The sequence below is a fragment of the Oceanospirillum linum genome, assembly GCF_001995095.2.
GTDB lineage: Bacteria > Pseudomonadota > Gammaproteobacteria > Pseudomonadales > Halomonadaceae > Oceanospirillum > Oceanospirillum linum.
Genome location: NZ_MTSD02000001.1, coordinates 96,337 through 113,578, shown reverse-complemented (window position 1 = coordinate 113,578; position 17,242 = coordinate 96,337). Strand labels below are relative to the sequence as shown.

19 protein-coding genes are annotated in these 17,242 nt (G+C 48.8%); 12 read left to right on the top strand and 7 right to left on the bottom strand.

The annotated features are described in order from the left end of the window. Nucleotides 1-195: 195 nt before the first annotated feature. Nucleotides 196-813 (bottom strand): transcriptional repressor LexA, encoded by a 618-nt coding sequence (gene lexA / locus BTA35_RS00550; protein ID WP_202931142.1) that lies wholly within the window; start codon nt 811-813, stop codon nt 196-198. 393 nt (nt 814-1,206) lie between these two features. Here lexA and BTA35_RS00545 point away from each other — a divergent pair, with 393 nt between their 5' ends. The 6 genes from BTA35_RS00545 (at nt 1,207) to BTA35_RS00520 (ending at nt 5,692) form a co-directional block, all read left to right on the top strand. Then, complete coding sequence (locus BTA35_RS00545; RefSeq protein ID WP_077242491.1) at nt 1,207-1,878, top strand: TetR/AcrR family transcriptional regulator; 672 nt, start codon at nt 1,207-1,209, stop codon at nt 1,876-1,878. Further along, complete coding sequence (locus BTA35_RS00540) at nt 1,868-2,419, top strand: L,D-transpeptidase (protein WP_077242490.1); 552 nt, start codon at nt 1,868-1,870, stop codon at nt 2,417-2,419. The genes BTA35_RS00545 and BTA35_RS00540 overlap by 11 nt, the downstream gene beginning before the upstream one ends. Nucleotides 2,420-2,543: 124 nt before the next feature. After that, complete coding sequence (gene nagZ / locus BTA35_RS00535; protein ID WP_077242489.1) at nt 2,544-3,560, top strand: beta-N-acetylhexosaminidase; 1,017 nt, start codon at nt 2,544-2,546, stop codon at nt 3,558-3,560. Between the two features lie 109 nt (nt 3,561-3,669). Beyond that, nucleotides 3,670-4,233: a hypoxanthine-guanine phosphoribosyltransferase gene (locus BTA35_RS00530; RefSeq protein ID WP_077242488.1), complete on the top strand. Its 564-nt coding sequence runs from the start codon at nt 3,670-3,672 to the stop codon at nt 4,231-4,233. Between the two features lie 155 nt (nt 4,234-4,388). Continuing rightward, the gene (locus BTA35_RS00525; RefSeq protein ID WP_077242487.1) at nt 4,389-5,129 is read left to right on the top strand and encodes an S-methyl-5'-thioinosine phosphorylase; all 741 of its coding nucleotides are present in this window, start codon (nt 4,389-4,391) and stop codon (nt 5,127-5,129) included. 206 nt (nt 5,130-5,335) lie between these two features. Then, nucleotides 5,336-5,692 (top strand): C48 family peptidase, encoded by a 357-nt coding sequence (locus BTA35_RS00520; protein ID WP_077242486.1) that lies wholly within the window; start codon nt 5,336-5,338, stop codon nt 5,690-5,692. Nucleotides 5,693-5,728: 36 nt separating this feature from the next. On the opposite strand, the gene BTA35_RS00515 is transcribed toward BTA35_RS00520, so the two are convergent. After that, nucleotides 5,729-6,256, bottom strand: a complete 528-nt coding sequence (locus BTA35_RS00515; RefSeq protein ID WP_077242485.1) for a hypothetical protein — start codon at nt 6,254-6,256, stop codon at nt 5,729-5,731. A gap of 452 nt (nt 6,257-6,708) precedes the next feature. Here BTA35_RS00515 and BTA35_RS00510 point away from each other — a divergent pair, with 452 nt between their 5' ends. Further along, nucleotides 6,709-6,978 (top strand): type II toxin-antitoxin system Phd/YefM family antitoxin, encoded by a 270-nt coding sequence (locus BTA35_RS00510; protein WP_077242484.1) that lies wholly within the window; start codon nt 6,709-6,711, stop codon nt 6,976-6,978. A gap of 58 nt (nt 6,979-7,036) precedes the next feature. On the opposite strand, the gene BTA35_RS00505 is transcribed toward BTA35_RS00510, so the two are convergent. After that, on the bottom strand, nt 7,037-7,582 hold the full coding sequence (locus tag BTA35_RS00505) for a DUF4240 domain-containing protein (RefSeq protein WP_160054855.1): 546 nt from the start codon (nt 7,580-7,582) through the stop codon (nt 7,037-7,039). A gap of 230 nt (nt 7,583-7,812) precedes the next feature. On the opposite strand from BTA35_RS00505, the gene BTA35_RS00500 reads away from it, so the two are divergent. Both BTA35_RS00500 and BTA35_RS00495 read left to right on the top strand, forming a co-directional pair. Then, nucleotides 7,813-8,808, top strand: a complete 996-nt coding sequence (locus BTA35_RS00500) for a formimidoylglutamase (RefSeq protein WP_077242482.1) — start codon at nt 7,813-7,815, stop codon at nt 8,806-8,808. A 61-nt stretch (nt 8,809-8,869) separates the two neighbouring features. Beyond that, nucleotides 8,870-9,085, top strand: coding sequence for an RNA-binding S4 domain-containing protein (locus tag BTA35_RS00495; protein WP_077243326.1), 216 nt, complete (start codon nt 8,870-8,872; stop codon nt 9,083-9,085). A 116-nt stretch (nt 9,086-9,201) separates the two neighbouring features. Here the strand turns inward: BTA35_RS00495 and BTA35_RS00490 are convergent, their stop codons facing one another. Then, nucleotides 9,202-9,975: a ferredoxin--NADP reductase gene (locus BTA35_RS00490; RefSeq protein ID WP_077242481.1), complete on the bottom strand. Its 774-nt coding sequence runs from the start codon at nt 9,973-9,975 to the stop codon at nt 9,202-9,204. A gap of 168 nt (nt 9,976-10,143) precedes the next feature. Here BTA35_RS00490 and BTA35_RS00485 point away from each other — a divergent pair, with 168 nt between their 5' ends. Continuing rightward, nucleotides 10,144-11,046, top strand: a complete 903-nt coding sequence (locus tag BTA35_RS00485; RefSeq protein WP_077242480.1) for a LysR family transcriptional regulator — start codon at nt 10,144-10,146, stop codon at nt 11,044-11,046. A 116-nt stretch (nt 11,047-11,162) separates the two neighbouring features. Continuing rightward, on the top strand, nt 11,163-12,032 hold the full coding sequence (locus BTA35_RS00480; protein WP_077242479.1) for a peptidoglycan DD-metalloendopeptidase family protein: 870 nt from the start codon (nt 11,163-11,165) through the stop codon (nt 12,030-12,032). 36 nt (nt 12,033-12,068) lie between these two features. Here the strand turns inward: BTA35_RS00480 and BTA35_RS00475 are convergent, their stop codons facing one another. The 3 genes from BTA35_RS00475 to BTA35_RS00465 form a co-directional block, all read right to left on the bottom strand. Further along, on the bottom strand, nt 12,069-13,364 hold the full coding sequence (locus BTA35_RS00475; protein ID WP_077242478.1) for a TIGR03862 family flavoprotein: 1,296 nt from the start codon (nt 13,362-13,364) through the stop codon (nt 12,069-12,071). A gap of 180 nt (nt 13,365-13,544) precedes the next feature. Further along, nucleotides 13,545-14,756, bottom strand: a complete 1,212-nt coding sequence (locus tag BTA35_RS00470) for an ammonium transporter (RefSeq protein ID WP_077243325.1) — start codon at nt 14,754-14,756, stop codon at nt 13,545-13,547. A 443-nt stretch (nt 14,757-15,199) separates the two neighbouring features. Continuing rightward, the gene (locus BTA35_RS00465; protein WP_077242477.1) at nt 15,200-15,556 is read right to left on the bottom strand and encodes a DUF3135 domain-containing protein; all 357 of its coding nucleotides are present in this window, start codon (nt 15,554-15,556) and stop codon (nt 15,200-15,202) included. Between the two features lie 467 nt (nt 15,557-16,023). On the opposite strand from BTA35_RS00465, the gene BTA35_RS00460 reads away from it, so the two are divergent. After that, entirely contained in the window at nt 16,024-17,139 is a 1,116-nt protein-coding gene (locus tag BTA35_RS00460) for a branched-chain amino acid ABC transporter substrate-binding protein (RefSeq protein ID WP_077242476.1), read from the top strand. The last annotated feature ends 103 nt before the right edge of the window (nt 17,140-17,242 follow it).

Sequence of the window (17,242 nt, the reverse complement as noted above, 5' to 3'; positions counted from 1 at the left end):
CCCGTGAGATGATCGACAAGGCGATTCAGGATAATCGCTTATGGGGAGAGGAGGATGAAGAGGGGCCGGGGGAGAATGCTGTTATCCACTGACCTTAGCACCAGCGCTTTGCATCCAAAAAAAGCAGCCGTCGGGCTGCTTTTTTTATTTGTGACGGATGGGTTTTATATGTGATGGGCAGAGCAACTATATGGGTTATTGAAGTCCCTGCCCGTACCCGCCGCGAATGATGCCAACGCCAATACCTTCTATGGCCAGAGATTCAGTTTCCAGATCTACCACAATAGGGTCGAATTCTTCATTTTCAGCAATCAGGTACACTAGGCTGCCTTCCTGTTTGAAACGCTTCACCGTCACCTCATCACCGATACGGGCGATCACAATCTGTCCGTTTCGGATGTCGCTGGTCTGGTGAACCGCAAGGAGGTCACCATCTATGATGCCGATATCCTTCATGCTCAGACCTTTAACACGAAGCATATAATGGGCTTTAGGACGGAAAAAGTCGGCGCTGACACCGGAGTAGCTATCGATATGTTCCTGAGCCAGAATCGGGCTGCCAGCCGCAACCTGGCCGATCACCGGTAGGCCCTGGTTGGCGTGGGAAGGGAGCTTGATTCCCCGTGAGGTGCCGGGAATCATTTCAATTGCGCCTTTACGGGCCAGGGCCCGCAGATGTTCTTCTGCAGCATTGGGCGAGCGGAAACCTAATGCCCGTGCAATTTCTGCCCGGGTCGGTGGGTACCCGGTAGACTCCATGTGTGACGTAATGAAGTCGAGTACTTCCTGCTGGCGTTTGGTCAGTTTAATCATGATGTCTCATCTGTCATTTTATACAGTGTGTACTTGTATACAGTTTACACAAAAATATGCTTTTGTCTGCCCTTGAAGGACTTTAAATAGAGAATGTTTGGTTCGGTTTTTCAGTCGGATGTGAGCCGGATATAACCGATGTTTTACACACTGGCCGGATTGTTTGCCTGGCGTGTTTTATGTGTTTTAAAACAGTGTTTCAATTTTATGCTCCCCTTGTGGGTCTTAGCCTACCTAGTATCTTGACTTTGTTGACAATTCTATTTATGTTTCAAACATTCGTTTGATAAACGCTCCTTGGTTAGCTGAGGCTGGTCATGCTGTTTTGTGATGGCATTGAATACCGGTCAGAAGTTAGTCATGCCGCATACAAAGTGATCGACAGAGGTGAGCATGGCTCAATTAGATACCGTCAGCCGTATACTGGATACCGCGGAGATGCTGTTCGCGGAAAAAGGGTTCGCTGAGACGTCCCTGAGGACAATTACCAGTAAAGCAAAAGTAAATCTTGCCGCGGTGAATTACCATTTTGGCTCTAAGAAGGCGCTGATTCAGGCTGTTTTTGCCCGTTATCTGGATCCGTTTTCCAAGCGCTTTAATGAGGAGATGGATCTTCTTGAAAGCCGCCATCAGGGGCAGTCTATTCCTCTGAATGCGGTGCTGGAAACATTGACGACAACCGTCATTACTATGCCGAGTCCGACAAGAAACGGTTTGTCTGTTTTTATGCGATTACTGGGGCTGGCATATACCCAGGCTCAGGGGCATATGCGCCGTTATCTGCAGGAGCAGTATGGCAGCATTTTTTACCGTTTTACGTCTATGGTTCGTAGTGCGTCCAGTGATCTCCCTGATGTGGAACGCTTTTGGCGGCTACACTTTATGCTGGGCTCAGCGGTATTTACCATGTCCAGTCTTGATGCACTGAAAGACATTGCAGAGCAGGATTTTAATGAGCAGACCCGTGTCCGTGATGTGGTTCAGCGTTTGATACCATTCGTTTCTGCCGGTATGTCCGCCCCGATTCCAGAGCTGATACCGTCTGAGCACCAGGATGATGCCTGATCCATCTGTTCCCCGGTTACCGGAGCCGAAGCTGGCTCCCCGTTGGCAGGAGTTCGCACCTGACGGAAGCTGGTTGCAGGTGGATTTTGCCCGTCAGCAGGTCTTTGTCGTCCAAAAAGCAGAGTTTGTACTCTGCTTTCCCGTTTCTACTGCTTTGAACGGCGCCGGTGAGCAGGAAGGTAGTGGGCAGACCCCCCGGGGTTGGCACTGTATTCGGGCAAAGATTGGTTCCGGCTATCCGGTCAATGCGGTTTTCCGTGGACGCCGCTGGACAAAAGAGTGTTACACACCGGAGCTGGCGGCTCAAAACCCTGGCAGGGACTGGATTTTGGGGCGTATTCTGTGGTTGAGCGGCCTGGAGCCGGGTGTTAACCGAGGCGGTAACTGCGACACAATGCGGCGCTATATTTATTTTCATGGCACGGCGGACACCGAGCCTATGGGGGAGCCTCTATCGCACGGTTGTATTCGGATGCGTATGAAAGATATTGCGCTGCTTTTTGAAGATACTGCCGCCTATACCCCCGTTTATATTGGCTGAGTACAGTGTTTTGTACTCTATTTTCTGCCGATATGGTCTCCTGTAGAGCGTCTGAGGTTTTTTTCTTTCCGGTTCTCTGTTAAATTTCGCGGTTTATTCATTTCTCTGTCGCAGGATAATCGCTATGACCCATGGGCCCATTATGCTTGACTTGGAAGGCTTCGAGCTGACCAATGACGAGCGTGAACTCATCGTGCATCCATTGGTGGGTGGTATCATCCTGTTTACACGAAATTACCGGGACCCTTCTCAGCTTGAGTATCTGATCCGGAGTATTCGGGAGTTACGTCCTGAAATCCTGATTGCAGTGGATCATGAGGGAGGGCGTGTTCAGAGGTTCCGTGACGGGTTTACTCGTATTCCACCCATGGCATGTTTGGGTGCGTTATTTATGAACGACCCGGAGGCCGCTCTGGAACTTGCTTGGGATACTGGATGGCTAATGGCTTCCGAGCTTCTGGCCTATGGGTTGGATTTTACTTTTGCACCCGTGCTCGATCTCGATTACGGCAATAGCGACGTGATTGGTGACCGGGCATTTTCTGGTCGCCCTGAGATTGTTACCCGCTTGGCAGATGCATTGATTGAAGGCCTGCATGAAGCTGGCATGCCAGCGATAGGTAAGCATTTCCCCGGCCATGGTTATGTGGCCGCAGACTCTCATATTGATCTGCCCGTTGATGTTCGTCCTTTTTCAGAGATTGATGAGCACTGCCTGAAACCTTTTACCGCATTATGCCCGCTATTGGATGGTGTCATGCCGGCCCATGTGATCTACGAAAAAGTAGCGCCTGAGCCTGCTGGCTTTTCTCCTTATTGGCTAAAAGATATTCTGCGCCGCCAACTGGGTTTTAAAGGTGTGATCTTCAGTGATGATCTGGGTATGGCGGGTGCTGCTGCTACAGGCGATTACTCTGCCCGTGCTTATGCCGCTTTAGGTGCCGGGTGCGATATGATTTTGGTCTGTAATGACCGTGAGGGTGCGCTTCAGGTTATTGATGCCCTGGCAGATTATGAGTTTTCCCCACGCTCAGTGCAGCGGTTGTCTGCATTGAGTGTACTCTCCCGGCCGACACTGGATGCGTTGGATGCTGATCCCCGATACAACCGGGTAGCGGATCAGCTGGAAGCGCTTGTTTAAGCGATTCTGTAATTAAACTGAATTTATCCCGGCGCTGTACCCTATAAAAGGGGTATAACGCCGGGATTTAATGATTTAACGACACAAAACAGACCATTGGAACTAAACAATGCCAGTAGAAAATAACCTGGAACGTATCAAAAAAGTCTTTACTGAAGCGGATTGCCTGTGCACGAAAGAGCAGGTTGATCGTGCGCTTGATAAGATGGCTGAGGATATCACTGAACAACTGGGTGATAAGCTGCCAGTGGTTTACTGTGTTATGAATGGTGGTCTGATCACAACAGGGCATCTGCTAACTCGGCTTGAGTTTCCTTTGGAAGTGGATTATATCCATGCGACGCGTTATCGCGGTGAAACAACCGGTGGTGAGCTGTACTGGCGCGTTCCACCTGAAGTGAATATGGAAGGCCGGACAGTTCTGATTGTCGACGATATTCTGGACGAGGGGCACACGTTGGCTGCCATTCTGGATTATTGCCAGGAGCAAGGTGCAAAAGCTGTTTACAGTGCCGTTTTGGTTGATAAGATTCATGACCGCAAGGCCCGTCCTGAGATGACTGCAAGCTTCACAGGTCTTGAGGTTGAAGATCGCTATCTGTTTGGTTACGGCATGGACTTTCAGGGTTTTCTGCGCAATGCGCCGGGTATCTACGCGCCGAAAGGTATGTAATTTTTTCAATTCGCACTCCGGTAGTGTGCGTTGTTCAGAAAAGCCGCTGCTCTCAGCGGCTTTTTTGATATAGGCACCTGTCCAAACCGAGAACCTGATTGTTTAAGTCAAAATCTGGTTTTCAGAATTAACACCAGACAAGCAAGGGTAGACAGATGTTGGCAATTATAGGTGGTACCGGCCTGACTCAAATGGAGGGCTTGGATGTGGTTTCCCGTAAGGCCGTGTCGACGCAGTGGGGTGAGCCTTCGGCTGAGATTCTGACTGGCTCCGTTGGCGGCAAACAGGTGCTTTTTTTGGCCCGTCATGGTGACCCACACCGTATTCCTCCCCATAAAGTTAATTATCGTGCGAATATTCAGGCTCTGAAAGATGCCGGTGCCAGTGCTGTTGTTGCGGTTAATGCGGTTGGCGGTATTCATCCTGAGTGCCAACCTGCAGGTCTTATGATCCCTGACCAGATAGTGGATTACACCTGGGGTCGTGAGCATACCTTCTTTGCGGATGACCTGGATGAGGTTGTGCATATTGATTTTAGCTGGCCCTATGATGAGCCCCTGAGGCAGTTGCTATTGGCGCAAGCTGAAAGACTGAATCTGAAAGTGATGTCTCAGGGCGTCTATGGGGCAACACAAGGTCCCCGCCTGGAGAGTGCCGGAGAGATTCAGCGCATGATGCGGGATGGTTGCGATATCGTCGGTATGACGGGTATGCCTGAAGCAGCTTTAGCGAGAGAAGCAGGGTTACCTTATGCTTGTATCGCGCTGGTGGTGAATATGGCAGCGGGCCTGACCGATGAGATTATCACCATGACTGAGATAGAATCAGCATTGCACCAGGGGATGGGGAAGGTGCTGGATCTGCTTAATGCAGGCATTCGTGTTTATGAAGGTTAAAATGCCCTGGAATCCAGGGCCTCAATTTCTCTGAAAAGACGGCGTTAAGCGAAGTGAGTCAGGCCTGCTCTGGCTCGCTTTTTTCACTAAATACTGATTGTTGGTCATGTAAATGTCATCTGTACATTCTAGTCTTGCCTAAGGTGCTGAAAAGGCAGTCTGTACTTAATGGCAGGTCGAAACCTGTGTGCAACAAAGGTGATTCCATGACTCAGAGCTATATTAATCAGGTGTTTGATCGTTTTTCCGGTGAACTGGCGGCATCAGATACGCAGGCAATGACACTATCGCTACGTGCACATCTGCTGCACGAAGCGAAACGTCTGCAGGATACACTTAACGCTCTGGTCGTACAGAGTGAGTTAAGTCATCCGGAGATATTTTTTATTAATACATTGGAGCACTTTATCACCTGCGCCCGCCTTGAACGTGCTGAAACGCTGAAATCGTCCTGTCGATCTCTTCAGGCAGATCTGAGACGTGTACAGTCTGACCGTAAGGGGACTACTGATAGCGCGTCATGTCATCGGAATAAGCCGGAGTTGCAACAGAGTTTCGCCTGACAGGTATCAGGCTATTCATCTTTTTACCTGAAAAAGCTAGGCTGCCGGATCCTGGAGCAGGGCTTCACGACGTTTAATCAGCATCAGGTTAACACCCTCTTCGATGGCAAATTCTATATCAAATTCCGGAAAGACAGGTATCAATTGACGACGGATATCTATTATAGGTGTCCCTTCAGGAAACTGCCCTATGGGGAGTTTAACCCCTCGGGTAGACTTACCGCGCCGGACCGGGATTTTATTTAACGTACTCCAGGCAAGTACAAAGCGTTTCTCATCTTCCATCGGTGGGATATCCACGGAAAGAGGCTCCTGTTTTGCCCGATCCAGGGCGATGCCATCCAACAGATGTCCATTTGCGTGCAGAACACCTTCATGAATCAGATGTCTTTCCAGGCCGTCCCGGTCTGTAGGGTCTGAAATAACGTTATCTTCAATAAGTTTTTTTATCGCTTTGGTATCGGCATACACAGGATTTCCTTCGCAGTCGAAAATATCGTAAGTAGGGCGAAACATCTTATTAAAGCCGTGGTAGAACCCCAGTGTCATATATTGTCGACTCATAGACTGATCCTGCATCTTTTACTGATGTTTTAGAGTTTCTTTTCCGTAAGACGGATTGGGAGCCAAAAGATTATAGGCTTTAATCATAGATAAAAACGAGAGCTTTTGATGAAAAATCCCGTGCTTCAGTAGGTTATCTGTTCTGGTGTGATATGCATCAAGGCCTGTATAGCGTTTATCGAGGCGTTTTCCGTGGAGGCCTCTGATTACAAAGCGACATCATCAGGGTGCAAAATATTAAGAGTCTTATGAAATGCCTCTATAGTTTGTATAGTTGTGATCAGCGTCGTGGTCTTGCGAATTAAGGATGAAAAAATAAGATCTTTTACCTAAACTCAGTATTAGGGTTTACCCTAGCCGTTATGCTAAGAGCTAGTGATTATGCCTGTTAACCTGTGATATGTACTGTACCTGTGACGGTTCGGCCTGGTGCGGAAGAGCGGAGCTGATGAATGATGAAACTAACCAGTAAAGAATTTGCCCGGCGACCTGAGCAGTGGGTCGATCAGACAGTACAAGAGCAAGCTACTATTTTCATTGAGGGTGAGTCTGGTCGGGCGGTGATGATTTCAGAGGAAGACTGGAACTCCATTAATGATATTTTGCAGGTCGTTTCTATGTCTGCAATGGCTGAGTCTCTTCGATCCGAGCCACAATCACAGGGTAATATGGGAACTGCTGCAGAGAGTACTGATAAGACTGAGAGTCTTGATCCAACATAGTTCCTTACTCAGATACTCTGCAGGTAATTCCTTCCCTGGAAATATACTGTGCAGAGGGTTATTCCGGACCCAGTTCGTAAGTACGGTTTTTATCCCAGTGCTTATTAAATAAGTTTGGCAGCATCGCTTCCAGCTGTCCCAGATTATCTGGCCAAGGGTAGTTGATCTCCGGGTCGGGCTGTGGTCTGACTCGTTTCAGAAAGTCGTCCTGACCTGTTACGGCTTCATACGCCTCCTGGGCAGCAAAAACCAGTCCTTCCCCGGTGATATCTTCGATCGGGTCCTCAACATTACTGAATTCCGCCAATTGATCGGCATGATTCAGAACCGCTTCAAATTTGTCCTGTCCAAATGAGATCAGCCAAAGGCGGAAGTCTTCAAAGATATCATCATTGATGTAACTCTGAAGAGCAAAGTTAGCCATCAGTACCGGGAAACAGAATGCGCGGCTTTTCTGGTGTGCAAGATGGTTTTCAAACTCAATCAGTTGTTCAGGAAGTAATGTTGCCAGTGATTGAGAGATACTCAGGTACTGGCCTTCAGATCCCGGAGCGTTGTGCTGCAGGGAGTTATTGATAATGTCCCAAAAGTCTTGTTCTGTCATCGTGCGATGTCTCATGATGCCCTATTTCAGGTCATTATAGCTTTATGACAAGGCAATAAATCGATCAGGATCAAGAAAAAGGATTCGGATGTTGTTGGCCAGCTCTTGTATGACATGAGTCATTCTTTATCCGTTATTCTTAATATCATGGACTAAAGTGTTAACAGGCTGAGGTGTTATATCGGTTGAACTAAGGCCTGGCCAGCAATTTTTATCTTAGGGAGGTTGTGGTGACGTATAAAAAAACGGATATGACCCTTTGGAAGAGAAAGCGTCTTAAAGATCAGGCCACCTTTGATATTGATCAGTTCTGGAGTGGCCGCATAAAAGCACTGGAGGATTACTCGTCAGAGTGTTCCCGGCAAAGCGGAGAGCTTGCACCGATGGCATTGATCGGCTTTGCCACGGATGAAGGGGTAAAACGCAGTGCCGGCCGGTCAGGGGCGGCCCATGGCCCTCTGGTGATTCGCCGGGCACTGGCAAATCTTGCCTGGCATCAGAAGCGTGATATCTATGATGCCGGAGATATCTGGTGTGAAGAGGAGCAGCTGATTATTGCCCAGAGCCAGCTGGCAGGACATGTCGCTCATTTGCTGGATATAGGGTTAACACCGGTCATTCTTGGGGGTGGGCTTGAGGTTGGCTGGGCCAGCTATCAGGGGGCGTCACGTCATGTCTTTGCCGGTTCGTCGGATGTTTCCGTTGGTATTGTCAGTCTGGGTGCGCGGCTGGCTATGTCGGAGGCTGACCCTCAGCCCAATGCTCAGTCTGTTTTTTTGCAGATCGCACAGTATTGCAAAGAGCGTAATCTCGATTTTCCCTGCTATTGTTTAGGACTGGATGAGCAGGTAACCTCCGCTGGAGAATTTGACCGTGCGGAAGCCTATGGCGTGCACTGGCGCTTGCAGCAGAAATGTGGAGAAGCGTTTTTTCCGGAAATTGAACAGGAAATCCGGAGTTTTCTTTCCAGTCTGGATTATCTTTATCTGTCGGTGAGTCTTGATCTTTTTTCCATTGCTGCTGCTCCGGGTGTGAGTGCACCCTCTGTCTTTGGTCTCGATGCCCGAGTTGGTATGGGGCTGCTCAGACTGATACTACACGAGGCGCAACGGGCAGAGGTGCCTCTGCTTTTGGTTGATATAGCGGAGTGCAATCCTCTGGAAGATCCGGATGGCCGAACAGCACGTCTTGCTGCTGGCCTGGTTTATGAAATAGCTAAGGTCTGATGGCGTTGATTCGGGCCATCAGAAAAATATTGTGCGCTTTTGCGCTCTAGTTGAGGTCGTGATGATAGATGTCATTATCAACCGGGAACCGGTTGAACTGTACAAGATTTTGAAATTTGAAAACCTGGTAAGTAGCGGTGGTGAAGCCAAGCAGGCTATTGAGCAGGGGCGTGTTCAGGTGAATGGCGAAACAGATACTCGTAAAAGGCGCAAAATTGTTGCCGGTGATCGTATCGTTTTTGAACAGCAGATCCTTAATATTACCCTGGCGGAGTAAACCGGGAGCAGAGGCATGAGTTTAAAGGGGCTATAAAACAAAACAGCACCGTGAAGTAAAAAGTTCACGGTGCTGTTTTTTTTACTGCGATGACTTATACCATTTGGAGTGCTATTCTAGCTCTCAACAAAAGCCCGTTCGATAACATAATGGCCTGCTGAGCTGTTTTTGGCCTCGGTAAAGCCCTGCTCCTGAAGGATCTCAACAGTCTCTTTAAGCATTGATGGTCCGCCACAGATCATAAAACGATCCTTATCCAGATCAAAAGCTGGCAGGTTCAGGTCGGTGAACAGTTTCCCACTGCGCATCAGGTCAGTGAGCCGCCCTTCATTTTTATAAGCTTCACGTGTCACCGTCGGATAGTAAACCAGCTTTTCCCGTATCAGATCTCCAAAATATTCATGCTCCGGCAGCTCTTTTGTAATCAGATCCTGATAGGCCAGCTCAGAGGTGTAGCGAACACCGTGAGTCAGAATAATTTTGTCATACTGTTCGTAGATCTCCGGGTCCCGGATGATACTCAGAAAGGGTGCTAGCCCGGTGCCCGTACTGATCAGGTAGAGATTCTTACCGGGTAACAGATGGTCGTTGATAAGAGTGCCTGTGGGCTTGCTACTAACAACCAGCTTATCGCCGGGCTGAATGCTTTGCAGGCGCGATGTTAAAGGCCCGTCCGGCACCTTGATACTGAAAAACTCCAGGTGATCCTCATAGTTTGCACTGGCGATGCTATAGGCCCGCATCAGAGGGCGACCCTCAACCTCAAGGCCTATCATGATAAAGTGGCCATTTTTAAAGCGCAGACTTGAAGCTCGGCTGGTCTTGAAGCTGAACAGGTTATTATCCCAGTGATGAACACTGAGGACTTCCTCTTTAATAAATGCAGACATTTGATTCTCCGGCAATCGCTTTCGATAGCATCAGGTAATTTATGCAGAGTTTACTTCTTGTCTTATCTATCGGAGAAACAGTTAATATTGATTTTAGTAATCAATTTTATCAATAATGAGTGTGACTTAGGGGTTTATTGACTTTATATTCTAAAAAAGGAGAGCAGGGTGCGGTATAGCCTACGGCAGCTGGAGGTGTTTCTGGCGGCAGCACATTTCGAAAATATAACCAAAGCTGCACAGAATCTTTCAATGTCACAGTCTGCGGCCAGTAGTGCTCTGAAAGAGCTTGAGCAGCAGTTTGATATTCAACTTTTTGACCGGGTTGGTAAGCGTTTGCAGCTGAATGAGCTGGGGCGCTTGTTGCGGCCTCGGGCTGCATCCCTGCTGGCGCAGGCTCAGGAGTTAGAAATTGCTCTGCAGCAGCATCAGCAACCAGGGAATCTTAAGGTAGGGGCAACCCTGAGCATCGGTAACTATCTGGCGGTTAACCTGATGGCGCAATATATGGCATCTCAGCCGGATGCCAAGGTGACCCTTGATGTCGAGAATACCGCTGCAATTGCCCGTAAGGTTGTCAATTTTGAGCTGGATGTAGGGCTAGTGGAGGGTGAGATTCAACACCCTGAACTGGAGGTGATTCCCTGGCGGGAAGATGAGTTGGTGGTTTTCGCATCCTGTAACCATCCCCTTGCAGCAGCCGGTAAGGTGTTGGATGATCAGGCTCTGAAGTCAGCTAACTGGATTCTGCGTGAGACCGGTTCAGGTACACGGCAGACCTTTGACCGGATTATGAGTGGTATTTTGCCGGAGCTTAACGTGTTACTGGAGCTTCAGCACACCGAAGCGATTAAACGGGCCGTTGAAGCAGGTATGGGGCTCGGCTGCCTCTCCCGGGTTACGCTTGAGGATGCTTTCAGTCGAGGGGCCTTAGTTCCTTTGGCAATACCACACCGGAATACCCGTCGCCTGTTCTACTTTATTCTGCATAAACAGAAATACCGAAGTGCCGGCGTCAGTCGTTGGCTGCAGTTGTGTCGGGAGGCATCTGATGCCGACGCCCCTGCATAGTACCGGCATCGGCTGTCTTGACACCTTTTCTGTCTAGGGCAAACTGTTGTCACTATAGTCTTTGTCCCGGCCCATGCTTTGCCTGGGTTTATATTTCGCTTTCAGGGAGTTTTTCCGTGTCTTTATCTTCAGGGTTTTATCTTTACGCTTCTCGTTACCGGTTGCTAATCCCGGCTGTGATCATTGTGTTTAGCCTGTTTTTTGCTGGTGGGGTATACGCCGGATTTACTCCGGAGGACTCCCGGGTTCCCGGCGGGGTTGCGGTTATTAAGCTGCCTCAGAAAGGTGATGCACCGCCCCATGTTTTTTTCCAGAAAAAAAGGGTCTTTACCGCAAAACAGGATGATACCTGGTATGCCTGGGTTGGCCTGCCGCTTTCCCTGAAAGCAGGCCAGTATCAGGCGTTTTGGCGAACAAAGGATGGCGACAAACCGTTGGACTTTAAAGTAACGGATAAAAAATATCAGGAACAGCGCCTGACGGTGAAGAATAAACATGTCAATCTGAGTACCGAGCAGTTGCAGCGTGTGTGGCGTGAAACACCTGAGATTCGGGGGGCGATGGATACTTTTAAGCCTGTCATTCACCCTTTGCCTGACGCCCTTGTACAGCCAACAGAAGGAAGGATCAGCAGCTCCTTTGGTCTGCGACGAGTGTTTAATGGTAAACCCCGCAAGCCCCACAGTGGCATGGATATCGCAGCACCCACGGGAACTCCGGTACTGTCAGCACTCAATGGTAAAGTGGCGGCGATCGGTGACTATTACTTTAATGGTAAGACGGTGATTGTTGATCATGGGCAAGGCCTGACAACGCTTTATTGCCATCTGTCTGAAACAGAGGCATTGAAAGTCGGTGATACCGTTTCAGCGGGTGATAAGTTGGGTGAGGTGGGTGCAACAGGCCGTGTAACCGGCCCACACCTGCATTGGACCGTAACACTCAATGGAGCGCGAGTGGATCCGGCGCTATTTCTGGAAAAATAGTGATTTTGGTGTTAAGGAAAGCCAGAGCATTCTGAATTAAACGCTACCCCGGATAAACTCAACCATTCCCTGACCTGCCTGATGGCCTGTGGCAAGACATGCTGTCAGCAGGTAACCGCCGGTCGGGGCTTCCCAGTCCAGCATCTCTCCGGCAAAAAATAACCCCGGTATCTCTGTGGCCATCAGATGGTGGTTCAGCTGAGAAAACCTGACACCGCCTGCAGTGCTGATCGCCCTGTCTGTCGGCTGGGTTTCGGTTAGTGGCAGAGGCAGTTTCTTGATGGCTGCGGCTAATCGAGAAATATCCTGAAAGGTCTCTTTATCGGTTAACTGCCTGAGTAGCGCCTGTTTAGCGGGACTCAGTTTCAGCTGTTTCAGGCAGTGACTGATGGAGCGCTTTCCCCGGTTGTATAGTGCTTTTTCGATCTCATCCTGGGAGCGTGCAGGGAGGAGGTCGATAAGCAGTGTTGCCTGACCGTTCTGAATGATCTGATCCCTCAGACTGGCACTGACGCCATAGACTAACCCGCCTTCAATACCCTTCCTGCTGATCATAAGGTCACCACTTTTTGCGATAGTGTTACCACTGGGGGTGACTGAAGAGAGAGCAACGCTCTTCAGAGGGGTACCGGCAAATTCATCTGCAAAGCCTGCTGGCCAGCTCACCTGAAAACCACAGTTGCTGGGACGAAGCTTGGTTAACTCAATCCCCTGATCAGAGAGCGGCTTCTGCCAGAGACCGTCGCTGCCAAGTTTTTTCCAGCTGCCGCCCCCGAGGGAGAGTAAGCAGGCTTTGCCCGTAACCTGAGTTTTGCCAGCAGGCGTGTTGAATATGAGCTGTTCTCCCTGCCAGCCTTGCCAGTAGAAGCGGGTATGGAGCTTTAACCCGAGGTTCTTTAGTTTCTGCAGCCAGCTGCGAAGCAGGGGTGCGGCTTTCATTCCCGTTGGAAAAACCCGGCCGGATGAGCCGATAAAGGTTTCGATTCCCATTGACTCAACCCAGTGCTTAACCTGGGTGTTATCAAATTGTCTGACCGACTCAAGCAGGTGAGGGTGCGCTGGCTGGACGGAACTTGTGCTGTAGCGGGTCAGAAACTGTTCTGTGGCTTCCGCATGACTGATATTCATGCCGCTTTTACCGGCATAAAGAAACTTACGGGCAACAGTGGGCATCGCCTCAAAGAGATCAACCGGAATACCCTGTTCCAGCAGCACCTGAGCTGCCATTAGTCCCGCTGGGCCGGCGCCAACAATGATCGCCCCTTCGGCTTTTAAACTTGTTTGGACGAGGGGGATCTGAGTCGAATCAGATACGCTGAATTCTGAAGGCATGGGTATCTCTGAGGCATCAATAAAGGACAGGCAGGGGATTTTAATGAATCGTCAGCGTGTTGTCCTGCCTTAATCACGGCGAAAAGAGAGGCTTAAGCAGAGCAGGGCTCAAAGTAAAACACCCGGCAGTGGAAGCCGGGTGTTCAGGTTGCCAGCAAAGAGCGGTGGGCTTAGCAGAGCTTAGTCGTCACTGGTTGCCCCAATTTTGTGAATACTGAGATCTGCGCCGTTAAACTCTTCTTCTTCGTCCATGCGGATATTGGCTATTTTGTGTACCAGTCCGTATACGATGAAGCCGCCAACAATGGCGATAACGATACCCGCCAGTGTGCCGATTAGCTGTGAGGCCAGCGTCACACCACCGAGTCCTCCCAGTGCTTCCAGACCAAATATTCCAGCGGCGATACCGCCCCAGACTCCGCAAAGCCCATGCAGAGGCCAGACACCCAGTACATCATCCAGGCGAGGCCATTTGTTTTGCGCCAGGGTGAACATTACGACGAAAAGAGCACCGGCAATACTTCCGGTGATCAGTGCTCCCATAGGGTGCATAATATCAGAGCCGGCACAAACGGCCACCAGTCCGGCCAAAGGTCCGTTATGAATGAAGCCAGGGTCATTTTTACCCAGAAACATTGAGGCTATAATGCCGCCGACCATCGCCATCAGCGAGTTAACCGCAACCAGACCACTGATACCGTCAATAGTTTGTGCAGACATAACGTTGAACCCAAACCAGCCAACGGTCAGAATCCAGGAGCCTAAGGCAAGAAAAGGGATATTCGACGGTGCGAAAGCAACCACCTTGCCATTACGATAGCGTCCGGCGCGGGCACCCAGAACCAAAATAGCTGCCAGTGCGATCCAGCCACCGACGCCGTGAACCACCACAGAACCGGCGAAATCATGGAAAGGTGCACCAAACTGGTTTGTCAGCCAATCCTGAAAGCCGTAGTTTCCGTTCCAGATGATGCCTTCGAATAGCGGGTAAACCAGTCCGACAATCAGAGCTGAAGCCATTAGCATAGGGTAGAAACGAGCCCGTTCAGCAACACCCCCCGAGATAATAGCGGGAATTGCTGCGGCAAAGGTCAGCAGAAAGAAGAATTTCACCAGTGCATAACCATTGGCCTCAGCCAGAACCTCAGCACTGCTGAAGAAAGTGATGTCATAGGCGATCCAATAGCCAATAAAGAAGTAAGCTAACGTTGAAAAACCAAAGTCAGTCATAATTTTGACTAATGCATTCACCTGGTTCTTTTTGCGCACCGTACCCACTTCAAGAAAAGCAAAACCGGCATGCATTGCCAGAACCAGAATAGCTCCTATAAGAATAAAGAGCGTATTTGCTCCCTGCATCAGTGTTTCAACTGCACTGTTTATTGTGTCCACAGAAATGGTCTCCACAGGCTTCCCCTTGTATTTTTTATATGCCCTATATCAGAGCGTTTTTGAGTCTGTGCTGCACAGGTTTTGCGCACGAGTGGTGCGCCAATAAGTAGAGTGATATCGCAAAGAAAATAATCTTTTGGTGCCCGATGTACTAACCTAATGATTTTTATCACTTTTTTATTGCATCGTGGCGGTGCATTTATGCACTAACTAAAGGCGCTTATTGCCTTAAAAAGCAGGATGCATGCCAGTAAGTAGAGTAGACGTAGCTTTTAATAGAATGGAAGAATATCTGTGCCTGTTGACGGTTGTTTATTCTTCGTACTAGTGGGTTCTTTAGTGATATTAACTGGGTGCGGTGGTTATTGATGGGATTAGATTGAATGCGCCGCTATCACACGAAAAGATGGGGTACAGGCTCAGTCACTTAGACGGCCCGTCAGTTACTTATTCGCTGACCTGAAAGGCAAAACGTTATCTGTTTGTTCAGGTTCAGGTATCTCGGTAGGGGGTACCAGGCGCAGAGGTTGTGCCTGGAACAGCAGGTCCAGTTTTTCCCGCATCTGACCATAGGACGCCTGCATCAGAACCGCAATACGAATACAGCTTTGCAGAGGAGTTTTGCTACGCTGGCGCTCCATATCTACTCTAAAGATAATGCCCTTAAGTTTATTGCGAGCTCTTGGTGAGGCGTTCTGAATAATCTCCTCACTTAGGACATTGCGTATTTGTTCCAGTTGTTCAGGGTTGTTTTGGGCCAGATCCATTAGCACATCAAACGAAGGTAATTGGGTTGTCATAGCCCACCTCTGATTTTGAGTGTCTGACTAAAACTTAGCTCACAACTCGGCCTTTTGCGTAAAAAATGACCAATTTTTTTACTGTTAAGTACCTGAATTTAAAAAAAATGCACTACAAAAAAGAGTTGTAAATAAAGTGTTACAAACGGAGCTAAATACCTGGTTTTATTCTTCATGTAGTTGATATATCTGTTTTTTGGTCTGTATTCTGATTTATTTTCTTGGTATTTGCTTCTTCACTAGTTTTATTTTTGGCCGGAAATGGCTTGTAAATGAAATTTGTACCGATACAAACTAGACAAAACTCAGAATTTGAGTGAATAATCCTTAGTCGAAGGTCTGGTGTTCTGTTGAATCAATGGTGGAATGTGAGTCATTTTTTCTCAGAAATCAGAATAATCAGCTGAGACGAGATCCCTGTTAATTCAGCTGAAATCGAATTATCAATAATAAAATGGGAAATAATAATGAAGAGCATGGTGAAAAAAACTCTTATTGGAATGGGTGTTTCCGCCGCATTGATGGGCGCTTCTCTGGCTCAGGCTGAGATCAAAATTGCCCTTGCAGGCCCCGTTTCCGGCCCTGTTGCACAGTATGGTGATATGCAGTTTATCGGCGCTGAAATGGCGATCGAGCAGATCAACAAAAACGGCGGCGTAAACGGTGAAAAACTGGTCGGCGTTAAATACGATGATGCTTGTGACCCTAAACAAGCGGTAGCGGTAGCTAACAAAATCGTAAATGATGGCATTAGCTACGTTGTTGGCCATCTGTGCTCAAGCTCAACCCAGCCCGCATCTGATATCTATGAAGATGAAGGCATTGTGATGGTAACTGCGGCGTCTACTAACCCCGATATCACACTGCAGGGTTATGAACTGATCTTCCGTACCATCGGTCTGGACAGCCTTCAGGGGCCTGTTGCGGGTCGTTTTGTTGCTGAGAGCATAAAACCTAAGCGCATGGCGGTTATTCATGATAAGCAGCAGTATGGCGAAGGTATCGCAACAGCTGTTAAGAGCACCGTTGAAGAGGCGGGTGTTGATGTTGTGATGTTTGAGGGTATCACTGCTGGTGATAAAGACTTCTCTGCTCTGGTTGCTAAACTGAAGCGTAACAATGTGGACTTCGTTTACTACGGTGGTTACCACCCTGAGCTGGGTCTGATTTTGCGTCAGTCTGCTGAGCTGGGTCTTGATGTGAAATTTATGGGCCCTGAAGGTGTTGGTAACAAAGACATCTCTGCAATCGCCGGTGAAGCTTCTGAAGGTCTGCTGGTTACCCTACCACCAAGCTTTGAACTGGACCCTAAGAACAAAGGTCTGGTCAGTGCGTTTGAAAAGAAAGGACAGGATCCTTCCGGCCCATTCGTAATGCCTGCTTACGCAGCGGTTCAGGTTATGGCTGACAGTATGAATGCAACTGGCAGCAACGATCCTTATGAAGTTGCAGAGCACATGCATAAAGCTTCATTTTCCACGCCGATTGGTGACGTTAAGTTTGATGAAAAGGGTGACCTGACCTCATTCAACTTCGTTGTTTACAACTGGCACGCTGATGGCACTAAATCCCCTGCCAAATAAGTCTTCATAATAATATTGAACCGAACAGTTCACTTACAAAGTACACTGTGAACGTTCCCCCCGAAGCCTGCCAAAAGCAGGCTTCGGGTTTAGCGTTGCTCTC